The organism is Ruegeria sp. CDSC054, from assembly GCF_059610645.1.
Genome location: NZ_JBXWOA010000003.1, coordinates 287557 through 305754 on the forward strand (window position 1 = coordinate 287557; position 18198 = coordinate 305754).

Below are 18198 nucleotides of genomic sequence, written 5' to 3' on the forward strand. Positions count from 1 at the left end.
TGCTTTGAGTGATCGATCACTCACCGTCTTGCTGCAAGAAGATCCGGAGGAAAAATGAATACCAATACTGAAAGCCCGCCGGTCGGCATGCAGCTGTTTTATGGGGTGGGCGGCATAGCCAACGGCATCTTGTCGAACGGGCTGAGCTTTTTCCTGCTTATCTACTACAATCTGGTCATCGGCCTTCCGGCCGAGACGGTGGGTTTTGCGCTTTTCATTGCTCTGATGTTCGACGCTGTATCCGATCCTGTTGTCGGTTACCTGTCGGATAACACGCGTTCTCGTGCCGGCAAGCGTCACCCGTTCATCTACGCGGCGATCATTCCTGTCGCACTCCTGTTCTGGTTTATTTGGAACCCACCTGCAGCACTGACCTCAGAGACCCAGCTGTTCTGGTTCCTGCTGATCACAACGATCCTTCTGCGGACGGCGATGACGTTGTTTGACGTACCACACAACGCGATGGTGCCAGAGTTGACCAAGGACTATGGTGGACGAACCATGTTGTCTGGCCTCAAGGTCTCGGTCACCTGGATTGCCGGTCAGATCATGGTCATCGCGATGTATGTGATCTGGTTGGTTCCGACCGACACGATGCCTTACGGCATCCTCAACCAAGCCGGCTATCAGGAAGCAGGCCTTGTCGGTGCAATCCTCATAGCGCTGGCTATCACTATCACCGCATTGGGCACGCGCAAATGGCAGAACAGAATGCTGGATATTTCGCATGCGGCAACCTACAGCATCTCTGGATTTTTCAGACAGTTTTTCGCAGCGTTCAAGCTGCCCGCATTACTTGCCATCTTTGTCAGCTCCGCCGTTTTCGCGGTGGGCGCCGGGATCGGAGCAGCTTTGTGGACCTACCTGACCTCGTTCTTTTGGGAGCTAAACAATGACCAAATAGCTCTGATCCTGATGGCCAACCTGATCGGCGCTTTGATAGCGGGCGTAACCCTGAAACCTATCGCACGATCCGGCGACAAAAAATCGAGCGCCATATACTTGTCGATCCTCTCGGCAATTGTCGGTGTCGCCCCTTACGTGCTGCGTGAAATCGGGTTCTTCCCTGCAAATGGCACCGAACTTCTGATCTGGTTGCTGTTTGTTCACGGCATTCTGCAAATCATCCTGATTGTCTGGACCACATCTCTGCTGACGTCGATGACCGCGGACGTCGTTGAATTGGGTATCAGCCAGAACGGTTTCCAGAACGAAGGGATCATCACATCGGTCATCACATTCGTGCTTAAGGCGGGCACGGCTGGCGGGTTAGCGATCTCCGGAATGTTTCTGGCATATGTAGGCTTCCCGGAAGCGCCAGACCAATCGAACCTGACCCCCGAGGTCACCCGTGCACTGGGATGGAACTATGCCTGCCTTAGCCTCTTCATATACATGGCCTCGATTGTTGCCCTGATGTTCTACCGGTTGGACAAGGCGCAGTTCGACCAGCTTCAGGCAATCCATGACTAAACAGCTGGCAGGTCGCCCACGTGGACGGAGCTTCAACTGATCTGCAATGGGCGTAAGCCAGAAAATTACACTGCCTCTTCAAAGCCACGCAGTTTTTTGAGGCATAGGTATCCCTTCGTCGTGCCCACTTTGATGCGGGCACAAACCCCGAAAATAGATAGAGAAGTTCAATGCAATACCTCAAATCCCACCCTTTTTCCTGGATCATCTTCTTATGCTTGCTGTTGGCAACATGGTTTCAGATCTACGCAATCTGGGGGCTGCTGTTCATGTGGTGGGCCGCCTCATCCTTCATGACAGGCCAGGCCTTTTTGATTGAGACAATCGACAGCCAGGAAAACCCGCCCCTTTTCTACGCCATCACGATCATGTGGTTCGCCTTCGGGCTGCTTTACGTCGTGCAGGATCTCGCATGGCGTCTGTTTGGAATTTACATCGGTTAACTGTTCAGGAGAAACTCAATGACCAAAACTGCATTCATCGCTGGCCTTATGGCTCTTGCAGCATCTCAGGCGGCGGCCGGGGATATACAAATCGATATCTCTGGTGTCGATGCTGGACGCGGAGGCGTCATTCACATCCTGGCCTTTGACGATAAGACCGCGTTCGACCAAAGCCAGATGGCGAAAATCGTAGGCTACGCGAAGATCCCCGCCTCAGGTAGCACAGTTTCCGGCACGCTCGAGAACCAGAAACCCGGACAGCTTGCGATCATGATACACCACGACCAGAACGACAACGGCCAGTTCGAGATGAAAGGGCCGATCCCGCAAGAAGGTTGGGCATATTCCAAGGGCGCAGGCGTCAGATCGTTGCCGGCGTTCGAAGACGCGGCGATTGAATACGATGGCAATACCTCATCGCTTGGTTTGAAAATAAATTACGCAAACTAAAGCTACCTTACAAATTTGACCCCAACTGCCCCGGAAACGGGGCATTTTTTGCGGATATCGAATTCTTCGGGTTGAAACGGCGGGGCTAAGTTTTATTTTGTCTCACATGACAATTTATGCCAATCCCAGCTACTGTCGTCAGATCTAAAGGACCGCCATCCACCATGAAGTCATCCTTGGAAGACACCAGTCGATTCTTGATGCAGGCCACGCTTGGGGCCGATCAGAGGTTACTGCATCAGGTTAGCAAGACCGGCCCGGAACGCTGGTTGGATGATCAACTGAACGCCTCGATCGGTAACAAAGGGCCGTTCGAAAAGTCCACTCGCAAGATTTGGAAGAGCTTCCGAAAGCGCCTAAAACGCGCGCATGGCGAATGGGCGATCAACGGCGACGGCAACAACCCCGCCCTGCCCTATTAATGGTATTTCCACATGGCCTGGTGGAACCACACCCTGACGCAACGCGACGATCTGCTGCGCCAGCGTGTTGCGCAGGCACTGTCCGAGATCCTAGTCATCTCGGACGCGTCATCGTTGGAGCTGGATGCCATCGGGATGGCGAATTACTATGACCTGCTCTATAAGCACGCGTTCGGCAGTTATTCAGACCTTCTGTACGATGTGTCGATGCACCCGATGATGGGTATCTACCTGTCGCATATGACCAATCAAAAGGCGAACGAGGCCAAGAACACCCATCCGGATGAAAACTATGCGCGTGAGATCATGCAGCTGTTTTCGATTGGCTTGTTCGAGCTGAACCCCGATGGCACGGAAAAACTGGATGCCAGTGGGGATCCGATCCCGACCTATGACAATCGCGACATCAAGGAACTGGCTCGGGTCTTCACCGGCTTGCTGCCCGCAGCCTATGAATACGAGTGGAACACGTCGTTCTGGGAAGACAGCTATAATGGTTATCCAGTTCAGTTCGATGATGGGGTCGAAAAGGCCTATAAGACAGTGCCCTTCATTGACGCGACCAAACCGATGATCGTGGAAGAAGCCTTTCACGACCGCGGCGCAAAATCCCTGCTGAACGGTCGTCTGACCTTGCCCGGCGATCAGTCCGGCCCGAAAGAAATTCGTTCGACCATCGACCAACTGGTTGCCCACCCTACGACCGCGCCGTTCATCGCAACCCATCTGATCAACCGGCTGGTCACATCCAATCCCTCGCCCGCCTATGTCGAAGCGGTGTCGCAGGCATTTGGCTCAAACGGAGATCTGAAAAGCGCGGTTCGCACAATCCTGACCTACCCATTGACCAATGAGGTTGCCGCTAAACGTCTTCCTTCGGCATACAAATCCCCGACAAAAGTAGTTCAGTCCCAAAAGCTAAAATCGCCCCTGCATCGCGTCACGCAGGTTCTGCTTGCGTTTGGAGCGCATAACCAGACCGGCAAGCTGTGGCTGCTGGGTGATGACATTCAAGAGGCGCTGCAGATGCATCCACTGTCCGCGCCCACTGTGTTCAATTTCTACAAACCCGATTTCACCCCTCATGGCGCATTGCAGAAGATGGGCCTTCGCGCTCCCGAGTTTGAGCTGCACACGGCCGCGACCTCGGTCGCTTATGTCAACAATATCTACTACTGGTTCTTTGGCGGCTACTTGCCGCTGGTTTCAACGCAAATCGGCGCGGGTCCCGAGCAGATGATGGTGATGGAGTTTGACCCCGATACACTATGGGCCAATTCCAAGGACGCGCTGCGCTTCGATCTGAGCGAAGAGATCAAAATCGCAGAGAACCGAGGCCGTCATGATGAGCTGATAGATCGGATTTCGGTTCTATTGACCGGTCGGACTGATGCCGAAGTGCGCAAAAGGATCAAACAGGCCTATGTGCAGTATGCGGACAATCCCGAATGGGTGGTGCAGACCATCGCCTTCATAATTGCCGTTTCCCCAGAATTCACCGTGCAGGAGGCCTGAGCCCATGCTGACCAAATCCTTTACGCGACGGCAGTTTTTGGCCTCGACCGGTGTTGCCGCAACTGGCGCAATGATGGGTGCCGCACTGCCCGGTTTGGCGCAGGCTGGGTCGGGAATGATCAAGCCCGCCCGCAGGGCGCTTGTTTTTGTTATGTTGGATGGCGGCAATGACAGCTTCAACATGCTGGTACCAAATGACAAAATCGCGCACGGCCAATACTCGGAAACGCGGGCAAATCTTGCCCTTTCGCGAGGTGAGTTGCTGGACTTGGACACGCCCAAGGATCAGTTGGGCCTCAGCTTTGGCCTGCACCCGTCGATGCCCGAGATGGCCGAGCTGTTCGATCAAAGGCGCCTCTCTTTTGTTGCCAATGTTGGGCCTTTGGTCGAACAGGTCCGGAAAGAGCAGTTCTATGACGGCTCGGCCGCACTCCCCCTGGGACTGCTGAGCCACGCGGACCAGTTCAAACACTGGCAAACCTCGCGCCCGGATCTGCGTGTGAACGACGGATGGTTCGGGTTCTTTGCTGATGACCTGCAGCCCTCAAAGTCGGCGCACGAGATCGGAATGAACATCTCATTGGCCGGAAACAACATTGCGCAAAACGGCAAGATAGACTTGCCATATGCAATCACGGACAAGGGCAGCGTCGGTCTATACGTGAAAGAAGAGAAGAGCCCACTCAACGACCTGCTTTTGGACAGTTTCAACCGAATGATGAACGCCGATCAAAACGGCGATCCCTTCCGCGCGACATATCTGAACCTGACCCGCGACGCGCAGTCCAAACACGAGACGTTCAAATCAGCGACCCGCGGGATCAAGATACCCCGGTCCTTCCCGTCTTCGGACCTTGCACAGCAATTGCGCATGGTCGCCAAAACGATTGCCGCCTCGGACCGGCTAGGCCACGAGCAGCAAACATTTTTTGTGCGCTATATTGGCTGGGACCATCATGATGAACTGTTGGCGAACCATGCCCGTATGCTGCGCGTATTGTCCGAAGCGTTGGGAGCGTTTCAGGCAACGCTTGACGATATGGGCTTGGCGGATCGTGTTGTGACGTTCACGGGATCAGATTTCGGCCGGACGCTGACGTCGAATGGCAACGGTACGGATCATGGTTGGGGCGGCAATACCCTGGTTATGGGCAATGCTGTCAAAGGCGGGCAGATTCTGGGGGACTACCCCGAGCTTGGCCTGGCCAGCGACAACGCGCTTGATGTGGGCGACGGCGTTTTGATTCCAACGACCTCGACCGATCAACTTTATGCTGACCTGTCTCTTTGGTTTGGTGTGCAACCATCGGCATTGAACACTCTGTTCCCAAATCTCAACAGATTTGCGGATGTGGCGGGCGGAGAAAGGCTTGGGCTTTTCACCTAGGCCCACCGCCCTCAAACACTTCGCCCCACCGGGACGCTTGAACAATGCTTGCGTTAGATTATCGTCTGGAACGATGGGCACTAATGTAGAAAGCGCTGAAGAGTGGTAGACACTCTAATCTTAAATTGACTGTCAGTCTTGACAGTCAATTTCAACTAAGATATCTCTAAAATTCCGTTTCTGTGTAAGGGTAATCGCATGGGTCGCCCCTCGGTACAAGATCAACGTAAAAAAGAAGTCCTCGATGCCTTTATGTCGTGCGTCGTTCGCTACGGCGTCGAAGGCGCCACACTTGAACATATCGCGGCACAAGCCGGGCTGAAGCGCCCACTGATCCGCCATCACCTTGGCAACCGCAAAGCCATGGTCCTGGCGCTAGGTGAGCATGTCGTCGAAACGTTTAGCAAACAGACCGAAACATTGCGCGTTGCGCTGGACGAACATCCCGATGTGCGCAATCTGATCGAGGCTCTGTTCAACTCTGACGGTGAGATGGATCCCCGGATCAACATTTGTTACCAGGCCCTCGTCAACTCGATTGAGATCTACCCAGAGCTTCGCAAACCGTTGTTGGAATCAATGGAGGCTTTTTACAAGGTCGCGATAGACATCGTTCTTGCCTCACACCCAAAAGCCGACAAACAAGCCTGTGAGATCGTCGCGCACGGAATCATAAACCTTTTTATCACCACGGATGCTTTCATTCCGCTTAAACCTCCGAAAACATGGGGTTATTCGTCCTATTTCGCTGCGCTGAAATTGGCTGAAACATTGGAAGAAAAAACCTGACAGCGACTGCCTGGCCAACGGCCGGGTTAATCGTAACTAACCGCAAGCTTGTCTGTCGTGGCAACCGCCTGGCAGGACAGCACGGCACCTTTCGAGATCTCATTATCATCCAAAGCGGTTCGTGCCCGCATATGAACCGAACCCTTTTTCACCTTACACCGGCACGCCCCACAGACCCCAGACTGGCAGGAATATGGCGGCTCCAACCCCGCCTGTTGGGCAGCCTGTAAGATCGTCTGACCAGATGCCATCTGAACCGATTGTCGCTGACCGTTCAGCGTTATGTCCACATCAGCATCAACGCCCTTGATACTGTCATCGGTCTCTTGCGCGCCGCCGTAGCTTTCCATGTGAATCCGATTGGCGGGCACATCCAAAGACATAAGCGCGTCTTTGACCGCTTTGTTCATCCCGCCGGGACCACAGATGTAGTACTGGGCATTCTGGGCATAAGGCGGATTTTCTGTGATCAGCGCCTCGATCGCATCCTTGTCGATGACACCCCTGCGCCAATAGGCGAAACTGGACCACATTGAAGGCTTGGACAGAAGGTGATGCACCGTCAGGCGTTCCGGAAACGTCTGCTGGTATTCGGCAAACTTGTCTTTGAACAGGATACTGTCCGCATTCGCATTGCCATAGGCCAGATGTGCAACCGACCACGGTTCGGCCAATAGCACAGACTTAAGCATGGAATACAATGGGGTGATACCGCTGCCCGCCCCAAAGAAGTAGTGTGTGCGCCGTTCCTCCGGGTCTGTATCCAGACAAAAACTACCAAATGGCGGCATGACGTCGATCACATCACCCTTTTGAACCGTATCGTTGATATGGTTGCTGACAAGCCCCTTTTTCACCCGTTTGACGGTGATACGCAGCGGATCGCCTGAATCGGGCGAAGACGAGATCGAATAGCTTCTACGCACCTCTTCACCCTTGATCCAAAAGCGAAGGGTCAGGTGCTGACCGGCACGCCAGGCAAAGTCTTGGGCCAGATGTGGTGGCACGTCGAACATGACGGATTTGGCCTGCCCGCCGATCTCACTACGCGTTTCAAGCACCTCAAGCGGGTGAAAAACTCTGGTCATTTGAGCCTCCGAAATTCGTGCCGTGCGAAAGGGCAGGATGTGTGATGATACCCGATATGGGACGGGTGTTTGAATTGAACGTATTAGGCATTGGCACCCTGTTTCGATGCCGGTGCGTTGATCCGCTCAGTGATCTCGGACAAGCGCGCGAGGCTTTGCAGGACCATCGGTAAAATCACGACCGATTGCACAAACTCGAACGAATAGGTGACAACCGAGAAGATCTGCCCTGCCGTCGCCCCGCTTTGCGTCGCCGCAAACCACAGGTTGAAGGCCAGCATGCTGAGCAAGACAGCAAAAATCGCAGCATAGACAAGTGCCTCGGAATCCGACAACCGAACCTCATGCGTGCGCAATCGGAACAAGTGCTGGCCGATCTTTTTCAGATCCATGCTTTGCAACGCAGTCACCTGTCTTTCTGACTGGTGGTTCAACAGCCCATTCAGGCGGAAGAAGCGACGCGAAAACAGGGTAAAGATGATCAGGATAATCACAGCAGCGGCCCCTGCGGCGGTGGCAAGTGCCCCGTGAAAGGACATCAGAATACCAACCGAGACCAGAACCTGCACGACTGCACCCATCGATTCAGGGGCCTCATTCTCCAGAAAATCAACCAACTCGCGGGCCATCAGTACCCGCGCATTTAGCACCGAGACCTCGCGCCCCGCATCCCGTTTGGCCTGCGCCTTACCCAATTCGACGCGGATCGTGCCATAGGCCCGCGTGTCGTAAACACGCCGCAACGTCGACACAACCAGCAGCGCTGCCATCGCAACACCGAAATGGATGAACGACGTGTAGTCCCCATTCGACAGGCCGTCGATCGAATAGCCGATCAACAGGGGAAGGAAGATAAACAACCCCGTTTCAACCAGGGTCAGACCCCAGGTCGTTACGATTTTTGTGCGGAAGACCCGCAGCAAGGTCGCAATCGACAACCGGTCGTCGGGGTTGATCATTCTTCTTGCAACCAATCGCGAACGACCCTTTGGTGTTGAACCACGGGGCTTTCCCCAACGGCGGCTGGACCAACTTCGAAATAAGGCGAGGTCAAGGATTTCTGTTGCTGTTCACAGGCATAGATGTCCTCTTGCGTGAAATCGCCCGAGGCCATCGGATCGTTTTCATCATACGCATCATCACCTTCATATTTGCCTTTGATGCCAAAATTGTTCCAGAAGGACGCCGACCGGGTGGCCTGTTTCGAAAACTCCCAGCCCGATGCATTGGCAACACGCGTCCGGTTCAGAATCCGCGTCCTGTCCGGAGCAAGCGGGGTAATGATAAAGACGTTCCATACGTCCTCTGACGCGCCAATTCCGACCCCTGGAAACAGCATCGGCACCCATGCACCATTCTGATCTTCGGGAACGACCCGCGGCATCTGAAGCTTTTTGTTCTGATCTTTGGCGAACTCTTCGACCGGCGGCTCCCAAAAGATGTAGTGCGGCCCGTACCAACCATATTGCGCATTGGCGTGGTCATACATTTGTAGGGTGTTCGAATGAAGGTGGCTCAGATGGTAGACGTCGATGTAATTCTCGACAACGATCTTCCAATTGGCCTTGATTTCATAGGTGTTCGAGGTGTCCTCGTGTTCCACCAGCTCTTCTGGCACATGTGGTCCGACCTTATCGTCCACGTCGCCAAACCATTTCATGATCGACCCTGCGTTCGGGTCGGGATGCACAAACAACATACCTTTCCAGATATCGACCGAAGCAGGTTTCAGGCCAAGGCAGGATTTGTCGACGGACTTATATTCGCGATGCTCATCCGGGACTGAGATCAGGTTGCCCTCAAGATCATAGGTCCAGTCGTGATAGGGGCAGGTCAGCGCTTTTTGGGTCTTTCCCACGGCGCGGATCAATTGGGTGCCCCGATGTCTGCAGATATTGTGGAAGGCCCGCAGCCTGCGATCCCTCCCCATGACGATGAACAAGTTGTTCAATCCCGCCTGAACCGAAAGATAATGGCCTGGCTCGGGCAAATCTTCCATAAAGCCAGCAAAACGCCATGTTTTTGAGAATATCTCTCGCTGTTCACGGTCAAACCACTGCTGCGATGTATAAGCTTCTGCGGGTAACTCATGGTACATTTGTGGCATGCTGTCCCCTCCTAGGGCCGTCGTCTTCACGGTTGGCAAGCTAAACGTTTTGACCCCAGCAACAGTGTTTAACACATGCCCGATCTTACGGTGCTTTGAAACGAAATAGGCAAACAGCAATCAACTGTCAATGGTGACAATTTAAAGAATAAGATCGGCCGAAACGAGTAAGCGCATTGTTGCAATGTCTGCCGTTTCGATCGGTGTCATCTCGCACAAGACCTAACGATACAACGAGATTTAGGCACCTGCGGAGATTTGGCACTCAACAAAATATGTTTGGCACTATACAGAGCGGCACCACTTTCAAGACGGACAATTCACCGATGCCCTCACTCAAGATTTACGTCAATTTCGTTCTCTTGCTGATGTTAACCGCCTGTGCCGGCAGCTATGATCGTTCAGCACTTACACCGACGTCCGAAAATTACGAGACCTTTCTGCCGGTTGTCACAACCCCGGACAGCCGGTATTTCGAAGATGATAGCCGCGACCGTCTGGCAACTCTCAATGCGGAAATGCACAAGACGCTAGCACAGGTTCCAAGGGGGCAAGGCCTGAACATTCTTGCGCTATCGGGCGGCGGCCAGCACGGCGCTTTTGGGGCCGGCGTTCTAAATGGTTGGACCGACAAGGGCACACGCCCGTCCTTTGATGTGGTCACCGGAATCTCCACCGGCGCGCTAATTGCGCCCTTTGCATTCCTCGGCCCGGATTATGACAGCCGCCTGAAGCGGTTCTACACCGAAACCGCGACCCGGGATGTCGTGCGATTAGACGTTTCGGGTGCCGTCTTTGGGCGCGGTTTTCTGACCAAAGCAACGCCACTGAAAGCGGCAATCAAGCAAGAACTGACCGACGATCTGATCCGCGAGATCGCGGAGCAGCACAGATTGGGCCGCCAGCTTTTGATCGGCACCACCAACATCGACGCGGAACGTCCGGTGCTGTGGAACATCGGGGCGATCGCCCAAACCGACACGCCGGGCGCGCGGGATCTCATCCGGGACGTAATTCTGGCCTCGGTCTCGATACCTGTCGTGTTTCAACCCGTTACAATCAAGGTGACCAATGGCGAAGTTCAACGCGAAGAACTGCATGTGGATGGCGGTCTGACCCGCGAGATCTTTGCCTATCCATACGACTTGCAGATGCGTCAGCTATTGCGGGACGCTGGGCTGAGCAACCAAAAGAACCGCATTTGGTTAATCCACAACAAAACGCTGGAACCGAGTTTCGATCCATTGCCCGGAAATGCAACCGCAGTGGCTAACCGCGCGTTCGAGATGCTGATCCGTTCGCAAAGCCTTGGCAATATCGAAAGCATCCTGACCCTCGCGAACCGGGACGGGTTTCAAGCCAACATCACCTATATCCCCAAGGAATTTCAAAGAAAGCCGCAGGAACCCTTCGACCCCGAATTCATGACCAAACTGTTTGCGATCGGTTATTGGGCCGGACAGCATAAGGAAGGGTGGATCTATGATGCGCAGCAGTGGCAGTGACGAGGACTTAAGGCCCGGCCAATTACTGAAGCAGACAATCAACAAGATGTTTGAACAAAGCGCAAATAACTGCAAGATAACGGGGCAATTCATGAGCAGACCGCATAGATGGTAACGCCACGCCGCCTCTTCCCCTCAATTTCATCACTCCGCGCCCTTGAAGCGCTGGATCGCTTAGGCTCGGCTTCTGCGGTCGCTGATGAGCTTGCCCTGACCCAAAGTGCCGTCAGCCGGCAATTGCAAACATTGGAAGCCCAGCTAGGTGTCGATCTGATCCGTCGGGATCGCAAGCGCCTGCTGCTGACGCCAGTTGCGCAGGAATATGTTGCCGAAGTTCGGCAAGGCCTGAACCAGATCGCTCAGGCCTCGCTAAAGCTGCACATGGCTCCTATTGGTGGCACCTTGAACCTTGCGATTTTGCCGACGTTCGGAATGCGGTGGCTAGTGCCCAGATTGCCGGAATTTGCCCGCATGCACCCGGAAATAACCATCAACATGTCGACACGCCTGCGTCCGTTTAGTTTTACCTCTGAACCCTTCGACGCGGCGCTGCATTTTGGTGAACCCGATTGGCCCGGCACGGATCGGCTGTTGCTGCGCGTGGAAAGTGTATTGCCGGTTTGCGCGCCATCCTTGCTGCCCAAAGGCGCGCCGTCATCACCGCGAGATCTGCTGAAACTCCCATTGCTGCACATCCAGACTCGGCCCCATGCCTGGCAAGAATGGTTCAGCCATATGGGGACAAGCCATCCCGACGCGTTGCCCGGAACGATTTACGATCAATACACAACGATCAATCAGGCGGCGGTTCACGGTCTCGGCGTTGCGTTACTGCCAAATTATTTGATCGAACAGGACCTCGCAACAGGCAAACTGATCGCAGCCTTTCCGGACGCGGTCGAGATGATGGGCGCCTACTATCTTGTTTGGCCAAAAACCAAGTCGGACGATCCGTCGCTGCGCAGCTTTCGTCACTGGCTGTCTACGCAGGCCCAAACTGAAGAGGGTCTGCCGCGCTGACGGTGTCGAATGCGACCCGACTTGGCAATTACAAAGTTTCCGTCAGCAATGAAACCGCCCGCTTCAATTCAGTACGCCAATTTGACGGCGCATCAAGTGCGGCCAGTGAATCGAGGGACAGGAAGATCGTTGAAATGCCCTGCGCCACGGCCCTGACCCGTTCTGGTCTGGCATCGGGCGACACGCGACCAAGGAACTTCTCAAGAACCGCCACAAAACGTGCCAGGACTTCCAGCAACGGCTCGGCAAGTTCGGGATGATCCCCGACTGATGCGGATAACCCCTGCCACGCAGCAGCAAGCCGCGGGTCGATCTCTTCATCTTCGGCAAAAAGGATTTCCAAGAGCTGATCGCCTGTTTCTATCTGTGTAAGATGACAGTCCAGCTCCAATGTCAGCTCGTTGAGCGCGTCTGCGACATGCTGATTCAGCGCAGCGATCATCTGGTCACGATTGCCAAGGTAGTGCCGTAGCAATGGTCGCTTCACACAAGCCTCGGTCGCGACACGCTCTTGGGTGGCACCATCAAGCCCGTACCGGGCCACGCAGGTCATATAGGCATCAAGGATTTCTTCTGACCGTTGCGGTTTTAAGCTCGGGCGCGGCATGGCGTTTCCAATCCCTTCATCAGGCTCAGGACAAGAGCCTATGAAATCTTGATTAATCGCAATTTTTGCGGCCAATTTCTTCCAATTTTTCCACTTTAGTGAACGATCACTTTGCATTGACATATGGCGCATCTACAGTTATCTGTCAACAATGACAATAATGAAAACTTAGCAGCCATTTGTGAGAACATTCATGCAACAGCCGAACCAAATGCCAGAGGTCGCCACCCAGGAATTGCCTTCTGAAGCCTACACATCGGATGAATGGTTGGCGCAGGAAAACAAAAACCTGTTTTCGCGCAGCTGGGTGTTTGCTGGCGTCGAGTCAAAGGTTGCCAACGCGGGCGATTACATGACGGCCAAGGCAGGGCACTTTACCCTGGTCGTAATCCGCGGGAACGACGGCGAACTGCGGGCGTTCCACAACATTTGTCGCCATCGCGGAACCGAATTGCTGGACCGCGGCTGCGGAAATGCAGGCAAAACGATCGTGTGCCCCTATCACTCGTGGACTTTTGGCCTGGATGGCGCGCTGCGTGGCATCCCTGACCAGAAGGCCTGTTTCCCGGACATCAACAAAAAAGAAAACGGCCTGCACAGAGCTTCGGTCGCGGTGTTCAAGGGCATTGTCTTTGTCAATCCCGAACCCGATCAGGACCTGTCCGATTGGCTCAGCGGATTGGAAGATGTCGTCTGGCCGCACGACATCACCAGCCCTGAACTGATATCTTACGGTGAACCTGTAACCTATGAAATGCAGTGCAACTGGAAAGTGTTCTTCGAGAACGCCATCGACGGATACCATCTGGCCTATCTGCACAAGAACACCCTTGGCGGCCCAACTCAGGACAAGAACATCTGGGACCCCTATGGCGACAATCAGGTTTGGTACTCGACCGAGAATGAAACCGTGCGTTCGCGTGTTCCGAATTTCGTGTGTACGCGCATGGACAAATGGAACGCGAAGAAGATCCCGCATGCAGAGAAAGAAGGCTATGGCGGCGTCTACATGTTGTTCCCGACGACCCTGATCGTGGCAAGCCCCTGGTCTTTTTCGATATCTGTGATGGAACCTGTAAGCGCCGGTGTGACACGGTTGCATGCTTATGTCTGGGCCGCAAAATCATGGATGTCGAGCCGCGGATCCGTCAAGGATATCCCAGGCTATGACAAAGTATCCGGCATGATCAAAAGCTCGCACTGGAAAGTGCATCCGCTGGAAACGCAAGACTTCCAGACTGAAGATGTATATGTCGTCGAGAAAATGCAGCGTGCGATGATGTCGCCCAAATACACGGTCGGCAAAATGGCCTCTGGTCCTGGGGCGGAATCTCCGCTGACCTACTTTCAGAGATCGGTTCTGCGGCACATAGAGGCGTAGGTACACGCGGCAAGCGACAGAGATTTCACCGGGTCGCTTGCCCAACCGAATGGCCTGCATCATTTGAGTTGGGCCATTGAAACGAAGAGGCTTGATCGCATTTCAACGATCAAGCCTCACACTGTTTTTCGAACTTTCATCCCCTGACCATGAGCATTCAGTCAGGAACGGTGCTTAAGCCGCACCGCTTTGATCGTCGCGGCTGCAAATCTCGATGATTTCGCGCTTTTGAATTTTGCCGGTCGGTCCTTTGGGCAATGCGTCCCAAATCTCGATATCTTTCGGGATTTTGAAGTTGCCAATCTTACCCCGGCAGTACTCACGCAGTTCTGCGCCACTAACAGCCGTATCAGAGTTCAGGGTGACAACGGCATGAATCCGATCCCCCCATTTCGGATCCGGCAGGCCGAACACACTGACTTCGTCGACTGCATCATGTTCAGCCAGACAGTTTTCGACCTCGACCGGGAACACGTTATAGCCGCCGGACTTGATGCGGAACTTTGCCCGGTCCTTGAGATGGACGTAGCCCTCTGCATCGATAACAGCGATATCCCCGGTATGCAGCCAACCATCGCGGACGGTTTCCGAATACTCCACCGCCTGATTCCAATAGCCCGGGATCACGTAAGGCGAGTGAATCAGCAGCTCACCTGCCTCTCCGCTGGGAAGGTCATTGCCCTGCTCGTCAACGACACGGACGTCCACGTAGAAAAGTGGCCGGCCCGCGCTTTCGAGACAATTGTGCCCGTCTTTCAACGCGCGCTCATGATCCGTTGCGGTCAACATCATGCCCATGCCCATCAGCTCGGTTGTGCCAAACATCTGCAAGAACTTGCACCCGAAAGCCTTGAGCGCATCGCGCACTGTCGCGGGTGGAATTGGCGCAGACCCATACCCCAGCTGCCGGATCGACGAGCAATTGTATTGCGTAATCAGGCCGGAAGACAGCAGGTCGTTCAGCATTGTCGGCACCAGAACGCAGATCGTCGCCTGCTCACGGTCAATAAGCTTAAGCGCCGTTTCAGCATTCCACTCGCCGACAATAGCGCATTTGGTGCCGTGGAACATGTTACGCAACAGGTGAATGATCGGAACGCCCGATGCCGGCATCGCGTGCAACCAGACATCGTCCGGACCCGCTCCTTCCGTCAGAGCGATTACACCCATCGACTCGATCATCAACGCGTGAGGATAGATCGCACCTTTCGGCAAACCGGTTGAACCGGTTGTGTAGCAGATCATCAATTGCTCATGCGATGTATGGGTGAAGGCCCCGCGATCAGATGCTGCTGCGATAAAGGTTTCATAATCCTGCTCCAGCGCATGCTGGGCACCGACACCCACCAGCACCGGTTGACGCTTGCTGAAGGTCAACGCCTCTTGGGCAATTGCAACTTTCGTGTCCTGCACGATCAGAACATCCAAGCCCGCGTCGTCAATCAGCGCGCCGATTTCGCGCGGGGCGAGGCGATAGTTCAGACCCACTCGAATCGCACCGGCCTTGGCGCAAGCGCCTATGGTTTCCGCAACCTCTATGCAGTCAGGCAGGATCACCCCGACCCGATCACCTTTGCGGACATCCAGCGACCGCAACGCATGCGCCAGCGCATCCGTTCGCTGGCCCAACTCGCGCCAACTGCGACGGCGATCCAGTTCCACATAAGCATCCTGATCCCCAAAGCGGTCTGCGTTTCGGTCGATCAGTTGTCCAAGCGTCGGCATTGGTGTCTCCTCCCGGGCATCATCACGGCAATTCTTAAGTTACGTGATTGTCGTTTTTTTGGTGGTGTGGGGCGTGCGAAGTCAGTTGAAAATTCACTTTGACCCTACATCAGCCTTCCAGCGGTGTGAGTTTGTGAAATCCCTTGCGCCCATAAATAAGCGCCGACTTTTCCGGGTTCAGGTGAACTTCTTTCACCATACCGAAGAACACCGCATGTGTCTTCGTATTTGCCCAGTTGTCGACCACGCATTCAAAGGACACGACGGACTCTTTCAAAACAGGCAGACCCAGATCTCCTTTGATCCATGTCCCGGCTGCCTGGAACTGTTGTTCCTTGTCCATTTTCGACGAAAAGGCACCGACAACCTCGGTCATGTCATCAGGTATGAGGTTTACGGCAAACTTTCGGCTGTCCATCACGACGCCATATGTTCGCGCTGTTCGGTTGATGCAAACCAACAAAGCTGGCGGATCGGCCGTTAGCGAACATACCGCCGTCGCCGCCATTCCAGCGCGCGAATCTTCGAATTCTGAAGTGATGATGGTCGTTGAGGCCGCCAGCAACTGCATGCCGGTCTTGAACCTGTCTTCTGTGGTCAGGGTCATACTGCGCTCTTGCTAATTAGTGAACGATCACTTACCTTCCACATCGCCGGATAAATGTCAACGCAGACTTCGCAGCCCGGCGGCAAAGAAACGAAACCCGACCCTTGTGACCAAGGGGACAGAACGGGCACACAGACCAACAGGAAGGCGGTTGCGCACCGCAAAACCAACCGCAGGAGACGCGTATTGAACCAGCATAGCCCCAACCCCGCCGAGAGCCTCGCGACGCTTTTGGAGACACAAAAAGCCCACCAGGCCGAATATGACGCGCCAAACGCGGCTGAACGCAAGGATCGCATCACGCGGTTAATCGACCTGGTACTGGATAATCGCGATGCCATGATTGACGCGATCTCGGCCGATTTTGGCAATCGGTCACAACATGAAACGATCGCGGCCGACATCGTTGGCACGGTAAAACAGTTAAAATTCGCGCGGGACAACCTTGATCGCTGGATGCGCCCTGAGAAGGCAAAAGTCGAGTTCCCCCTTGGATTGCTGGGCGCGCGCGGTCGCATCCATTATCAACCCCTGGGTGTCATTGGAATTGTCAGCCCCTGGAACTTTCCGATCTATCTGGCCATCGGCCCAATGGCCGAAGCCTTTGCGGCAGGCAACTCGGTTATGCTGAAGCCGTCAGAGTTCACACCCCGCACATCCGACCTTTTGAAGTCGCTGATAGAAGCAGACTTCGCCCCGCACGAAGCCGTGGTTGTGACCGGTGGCGTCGACGTCGCACAGGCGTTCACTGCCCTTCCCTTTGACCACCTGCTGTTTACCGGCGCCAGCACCATTGGTCCGCACGTCCTTCGTGCAGCAGCTGAACATATGGTGCCGACAACACTGGAACTTGGTGGCAAGAACCCGGCCATCATCGCCCCCAGCGCAGACATGAACCTTGCGGTCGCCCGGATTGCGGCGGGCAAAGGGTTCAATGCGGGTCAGGTTTGCCTGGCACCGGACTATGTCTTGGTTCCACGCGCAAAGATGGAAGAATTCGCCACCCAGCTTGCAGCAAAACTTGCCGAGGCCTTCCCGACTCTGTCCGGCAACCCGGATGTCACCCATATTGTGACCGACCGCCAATTCGATCGGCTCAAGGGCCTTGTGGAGCAAGCACGCTCGGCAGGGGCGAGGGTCGTTCAGGTCAATCCCGCCAATGAAGATCTCTCAGCCACAAATGAGAAAATTCTGCCTCCGACACTGATCGTCGACGCCGATCCGGCGCTGGACGTCATGCAGGATGAAATCTTTGGGCCGATCCTGCCAATCCTGCCTTACGACTCGCTGGATCAGGCCATTAGCTTTGCCAACACCCGTCCGCGCCCTCTGGCGGCTTACGTATTTGCCAAGGACGCGGCCGAGCAGGAGCAGGTGATGGAAAGTACCATTTCCGGCGGAGCGTGCATCAACGAGACCATCATGCATTCGACGCAGAACACCCTGCCCTTTGGCGGTGTCGGAAACAGTGGCATGGGCGCTTATCACGGCCTGCATGGTTTCAAACGGTTCAGCCACGCAAAGGCTATCTTCAAGCAGATCAACATGGATGGTGTCTTCAAGGCTCTTCGCCCGCCCTATGGCGAGAAATTCTTTAAGACAATGGCACCGTTCCTGAAAAAATAATCTGGTGCACCAAAAAAGAAGGGAACTCCGCATTTACGAAGTTCCCTTCAATC

The 18198-nt window shown here is 54.6% G+C and carries 17 protein-coding genes; 11 read left to right on the forward strand and 6 right to left on the reverse strand.

All coding sequences use genetic code 11. The annotated features are described in order from the left end of the window. Positions 1–54: 54 nt before the first annotated feature. From AC2FGC_RS09145 to AC2FGC_RS09175, 7 genes are all read left to right on the forward strand, one after another. Positions 55–1473 (forward strand): MFS transporter, encoded by a 1419-nt coding sequence (locus AC2FGC_RS09145; protein ID WP_496782117.1) that lies wholly within the window; start codon positions 55–57, stop codon positions 1471–1473. Between the two features lie 170 nt (positions 1474–1643). Beyond that, complete coding sequence (locus AC2FGC_RS09150; RefSeq protein ID WP_496734766.1) at positions 1644–1916, forward strand: hypothetical protein; 273 nt, start codon at positions 1644–1646, stop codon at positions 1914–1916. Positions 1917–1934: 18 nt separating this feature from the next. After that, positions 1935–2366, forward strand: a complete 432-nt coding sequence (locus AC2FGC_RS09155) for a DUF2141 domain-containing protein (protein WP_496782119.1) — start codon at positions 1935–1937, stop codon at positions 2364–2366. 164 nt (positions 2367–2530) lie between these two features. Then, complete coding sequence (locus tag AC2FGC_RS09160; RefSeq protein ID WP_496782121.1) at positions 2531–2788, forward strand: hypothetical protein; 258 nt, start codon at positions 2531–2533, stop codon at positions 2786–2788. Between the two features lie 12 nt (positions 2789–2800). After that, positions 2801–4303 carry a DUF1800 family protein gene (locus tag AC2FGC_RS09165; RefSeq protein WP_496782123.1) on the forward strand — a complete coding sequence of 501 codons (1503 nt, stop codon included), beginning with the start codon at positions 2801–2803 and terminating at the stop codon, positions 4301–4303. Positions 4304–4307: 4 nt separating this feature from the next. After that, positions 4308–5690, forward strand: coding sequence for a DUF1501 domain-containing protein (locus AC2FGC_RS09170; protein WP_496782124.1), 1383 nt, complete (start codon positions 4308–4310; stop codon positions 5688–5690). Between the two features lie 198 nt (positions 5691–5888). Beyond that, the gene (locus AC2FGC_RS09175; RefSeq protein WP_496782126.1) at positions 5889–6479 is read left to right on the forward strand and encodes a TetR/AcrR family transcriptional regulator; all 591 of its coding nucleotides are present in this window, start codon (positions 5889–5891) and stop codon (positions 6477–6479) included. Positions 6480–6505: 26 nt separating this feature from the next. On the opposite strand, the gene AC2FGC_RS09180 is transcribed toward AC2FGC_RS09175, so the two are convergent. From AC2FGC_RS09180 to AC2FGC_RS09190, 3 genes are all read right to left on the reverse strand, one after another. After that, on the reverse strand, positions 6506–7567 hold the full coding sequence (locus AC2FGC_RS09180; RefSeq protein WP_496782128.1) for a 2Fe-2S iron-sulfur cluster-binding protein: 1062 nt from the start codon (positions 7565–7567) through the stop codon (positions 6506–6508). Between the two features lie 83 nt (positions 7568–7650). Then, positions 7651–8526: an ABC transporter six-transmembrane domain-containing protein gene (locus AC2FGC_RS09185; protein ID WP_496724809.1), complete on the reverse strand. Its 876-nt coding sequence runs from the start codon at positions 8524–8526 to the stop codon at positions 7651–7653. Then, on the reverse strand, positions 8523–9674 hold the full coding sequence (locus AC2FGC_RS09190) for an aromatic ring-hydroxylating oxygenase subunit alpha (RefSeq protein WP_496724811.1): 1152 nt from the start codon (positions 9672–9674) through the stop codon (positions 8523–8525). The genes AC2FGC_RS09185 and AC2FGC_RS09190 overlap by 4 nt, the downstream gene beginning before the upstream one ends. Positions 9675–10000: 326 nt before the next feature. Here AC2FGC_RS09190 and AC2FGC_RS09195 point away from each other — a divergent pair, with 326 nt between their 5' ends. Both AC2FGC_RS09195 and AC2FGC_RS09200 read left to right on the forward strand, forming a co-directional pair. Continuing rightward, positions 10001–11179: a patatin-like phospholipase family protein gene (locus tag AC2FGC_RS09195; RefSeq protein ID WP_496782130.1), complete on the forward strand. Its 1179-nt coding sequence runs from the start codon at positions 10001–10003 to the stop codon at positions 11177–11179. Between the two features lie 108 nt (positions 11180–11287). Continuing rightward, entirely contained in the window at positions 11288–12199 is a 912-nt protein-coding gene (locus AC2FGC_RS09200) for a LysR family transcriptional regulator (protein ID WP_496724815.1), read from the forward strand. A 28-nt stretch (positions 12200–12227) separates the two neighbouring features. Here AC2FGC_RS09200 and AC2FGC_RS09205 read toward each other — a convergent pair whose 3' ends face one another. After that, the gene (locus tag AC2FGC_RS09205) at positions 12228–12806 is read right to left on the reverse strand and encodes a TetR/AcrR family transcriptional regulator (RefSeq protein WP_496782132.1); all 579 of its coding nucleotides are present in this window, start codon (positions 12804–12806) and stop codon (positions 12228–12230) included. Positions 12807–12999: 193 nt separating this feature from the next. Between AC2FGC_RS09205 and AC2FGC_RS09210 the strand changes: the two genes are divergently transcribed. Further along, entirely contained in the window at positions 13000–14187 is a 1188-nt protein-coding gene (locus tag AC2FGC_RS09210; RefSeq protein ID WP_496724819.1) for an aromatic ring-hydroxylating oxygenase subunit alpha, read from the forward strand. Positions 14188–14361: 174 nt separating this feature from the next. On the opposite strand, the gene AC2FGC_RS09215 is transcribed toward AC2FGC_RS09210, so the two are convergent. Together AC2FGC_RS09215 and AC2FGC_RS09220 are read right to left on the reverse strand one after the other, a co-directional pair. Next, positions 14362–15912: a class I adenylate-forming enzyme family protein gene (locus tag AC2FGC_RS09215; protein WP_496782134.1), complete on the reverse strand. Its 1551-nt coding sequence runs from the start codon at positions 15910–15912 to the stop codon at positions 14362–14364. A gap of 109 nt (positions 15913–16021) precedes the next feature. After that, the gene (locus AC2FGC_RS09220) at positions 16022–16519 is read right to left on the reverse strand and encodes a flavin reductase family protein (protein WP_109311127.1); all 498 of its coding nucleotides are present in this window, start codon (positions 16517–16519) and stop codon (positions 16022–16024) included. A gap of 186 nt (positions 16520–16705) precedes the next feature. On the opposite strand from AC2FGC_RS09220, the gene AC2FGC_RS09225 reads away from it, so the two are divergent. Then, complete coding sequence (locus AC2FGC_RS09225) at positions 16706–18145, forward strand: coniferyl aldehyde dehydrogenase (protein ID WP_496724823.1); 1440 nt, start codon at positions 16706–16708, stop codon at positions 18143–18145. Positions 18146–18198 lie beyond the last annotated feature (53 nt).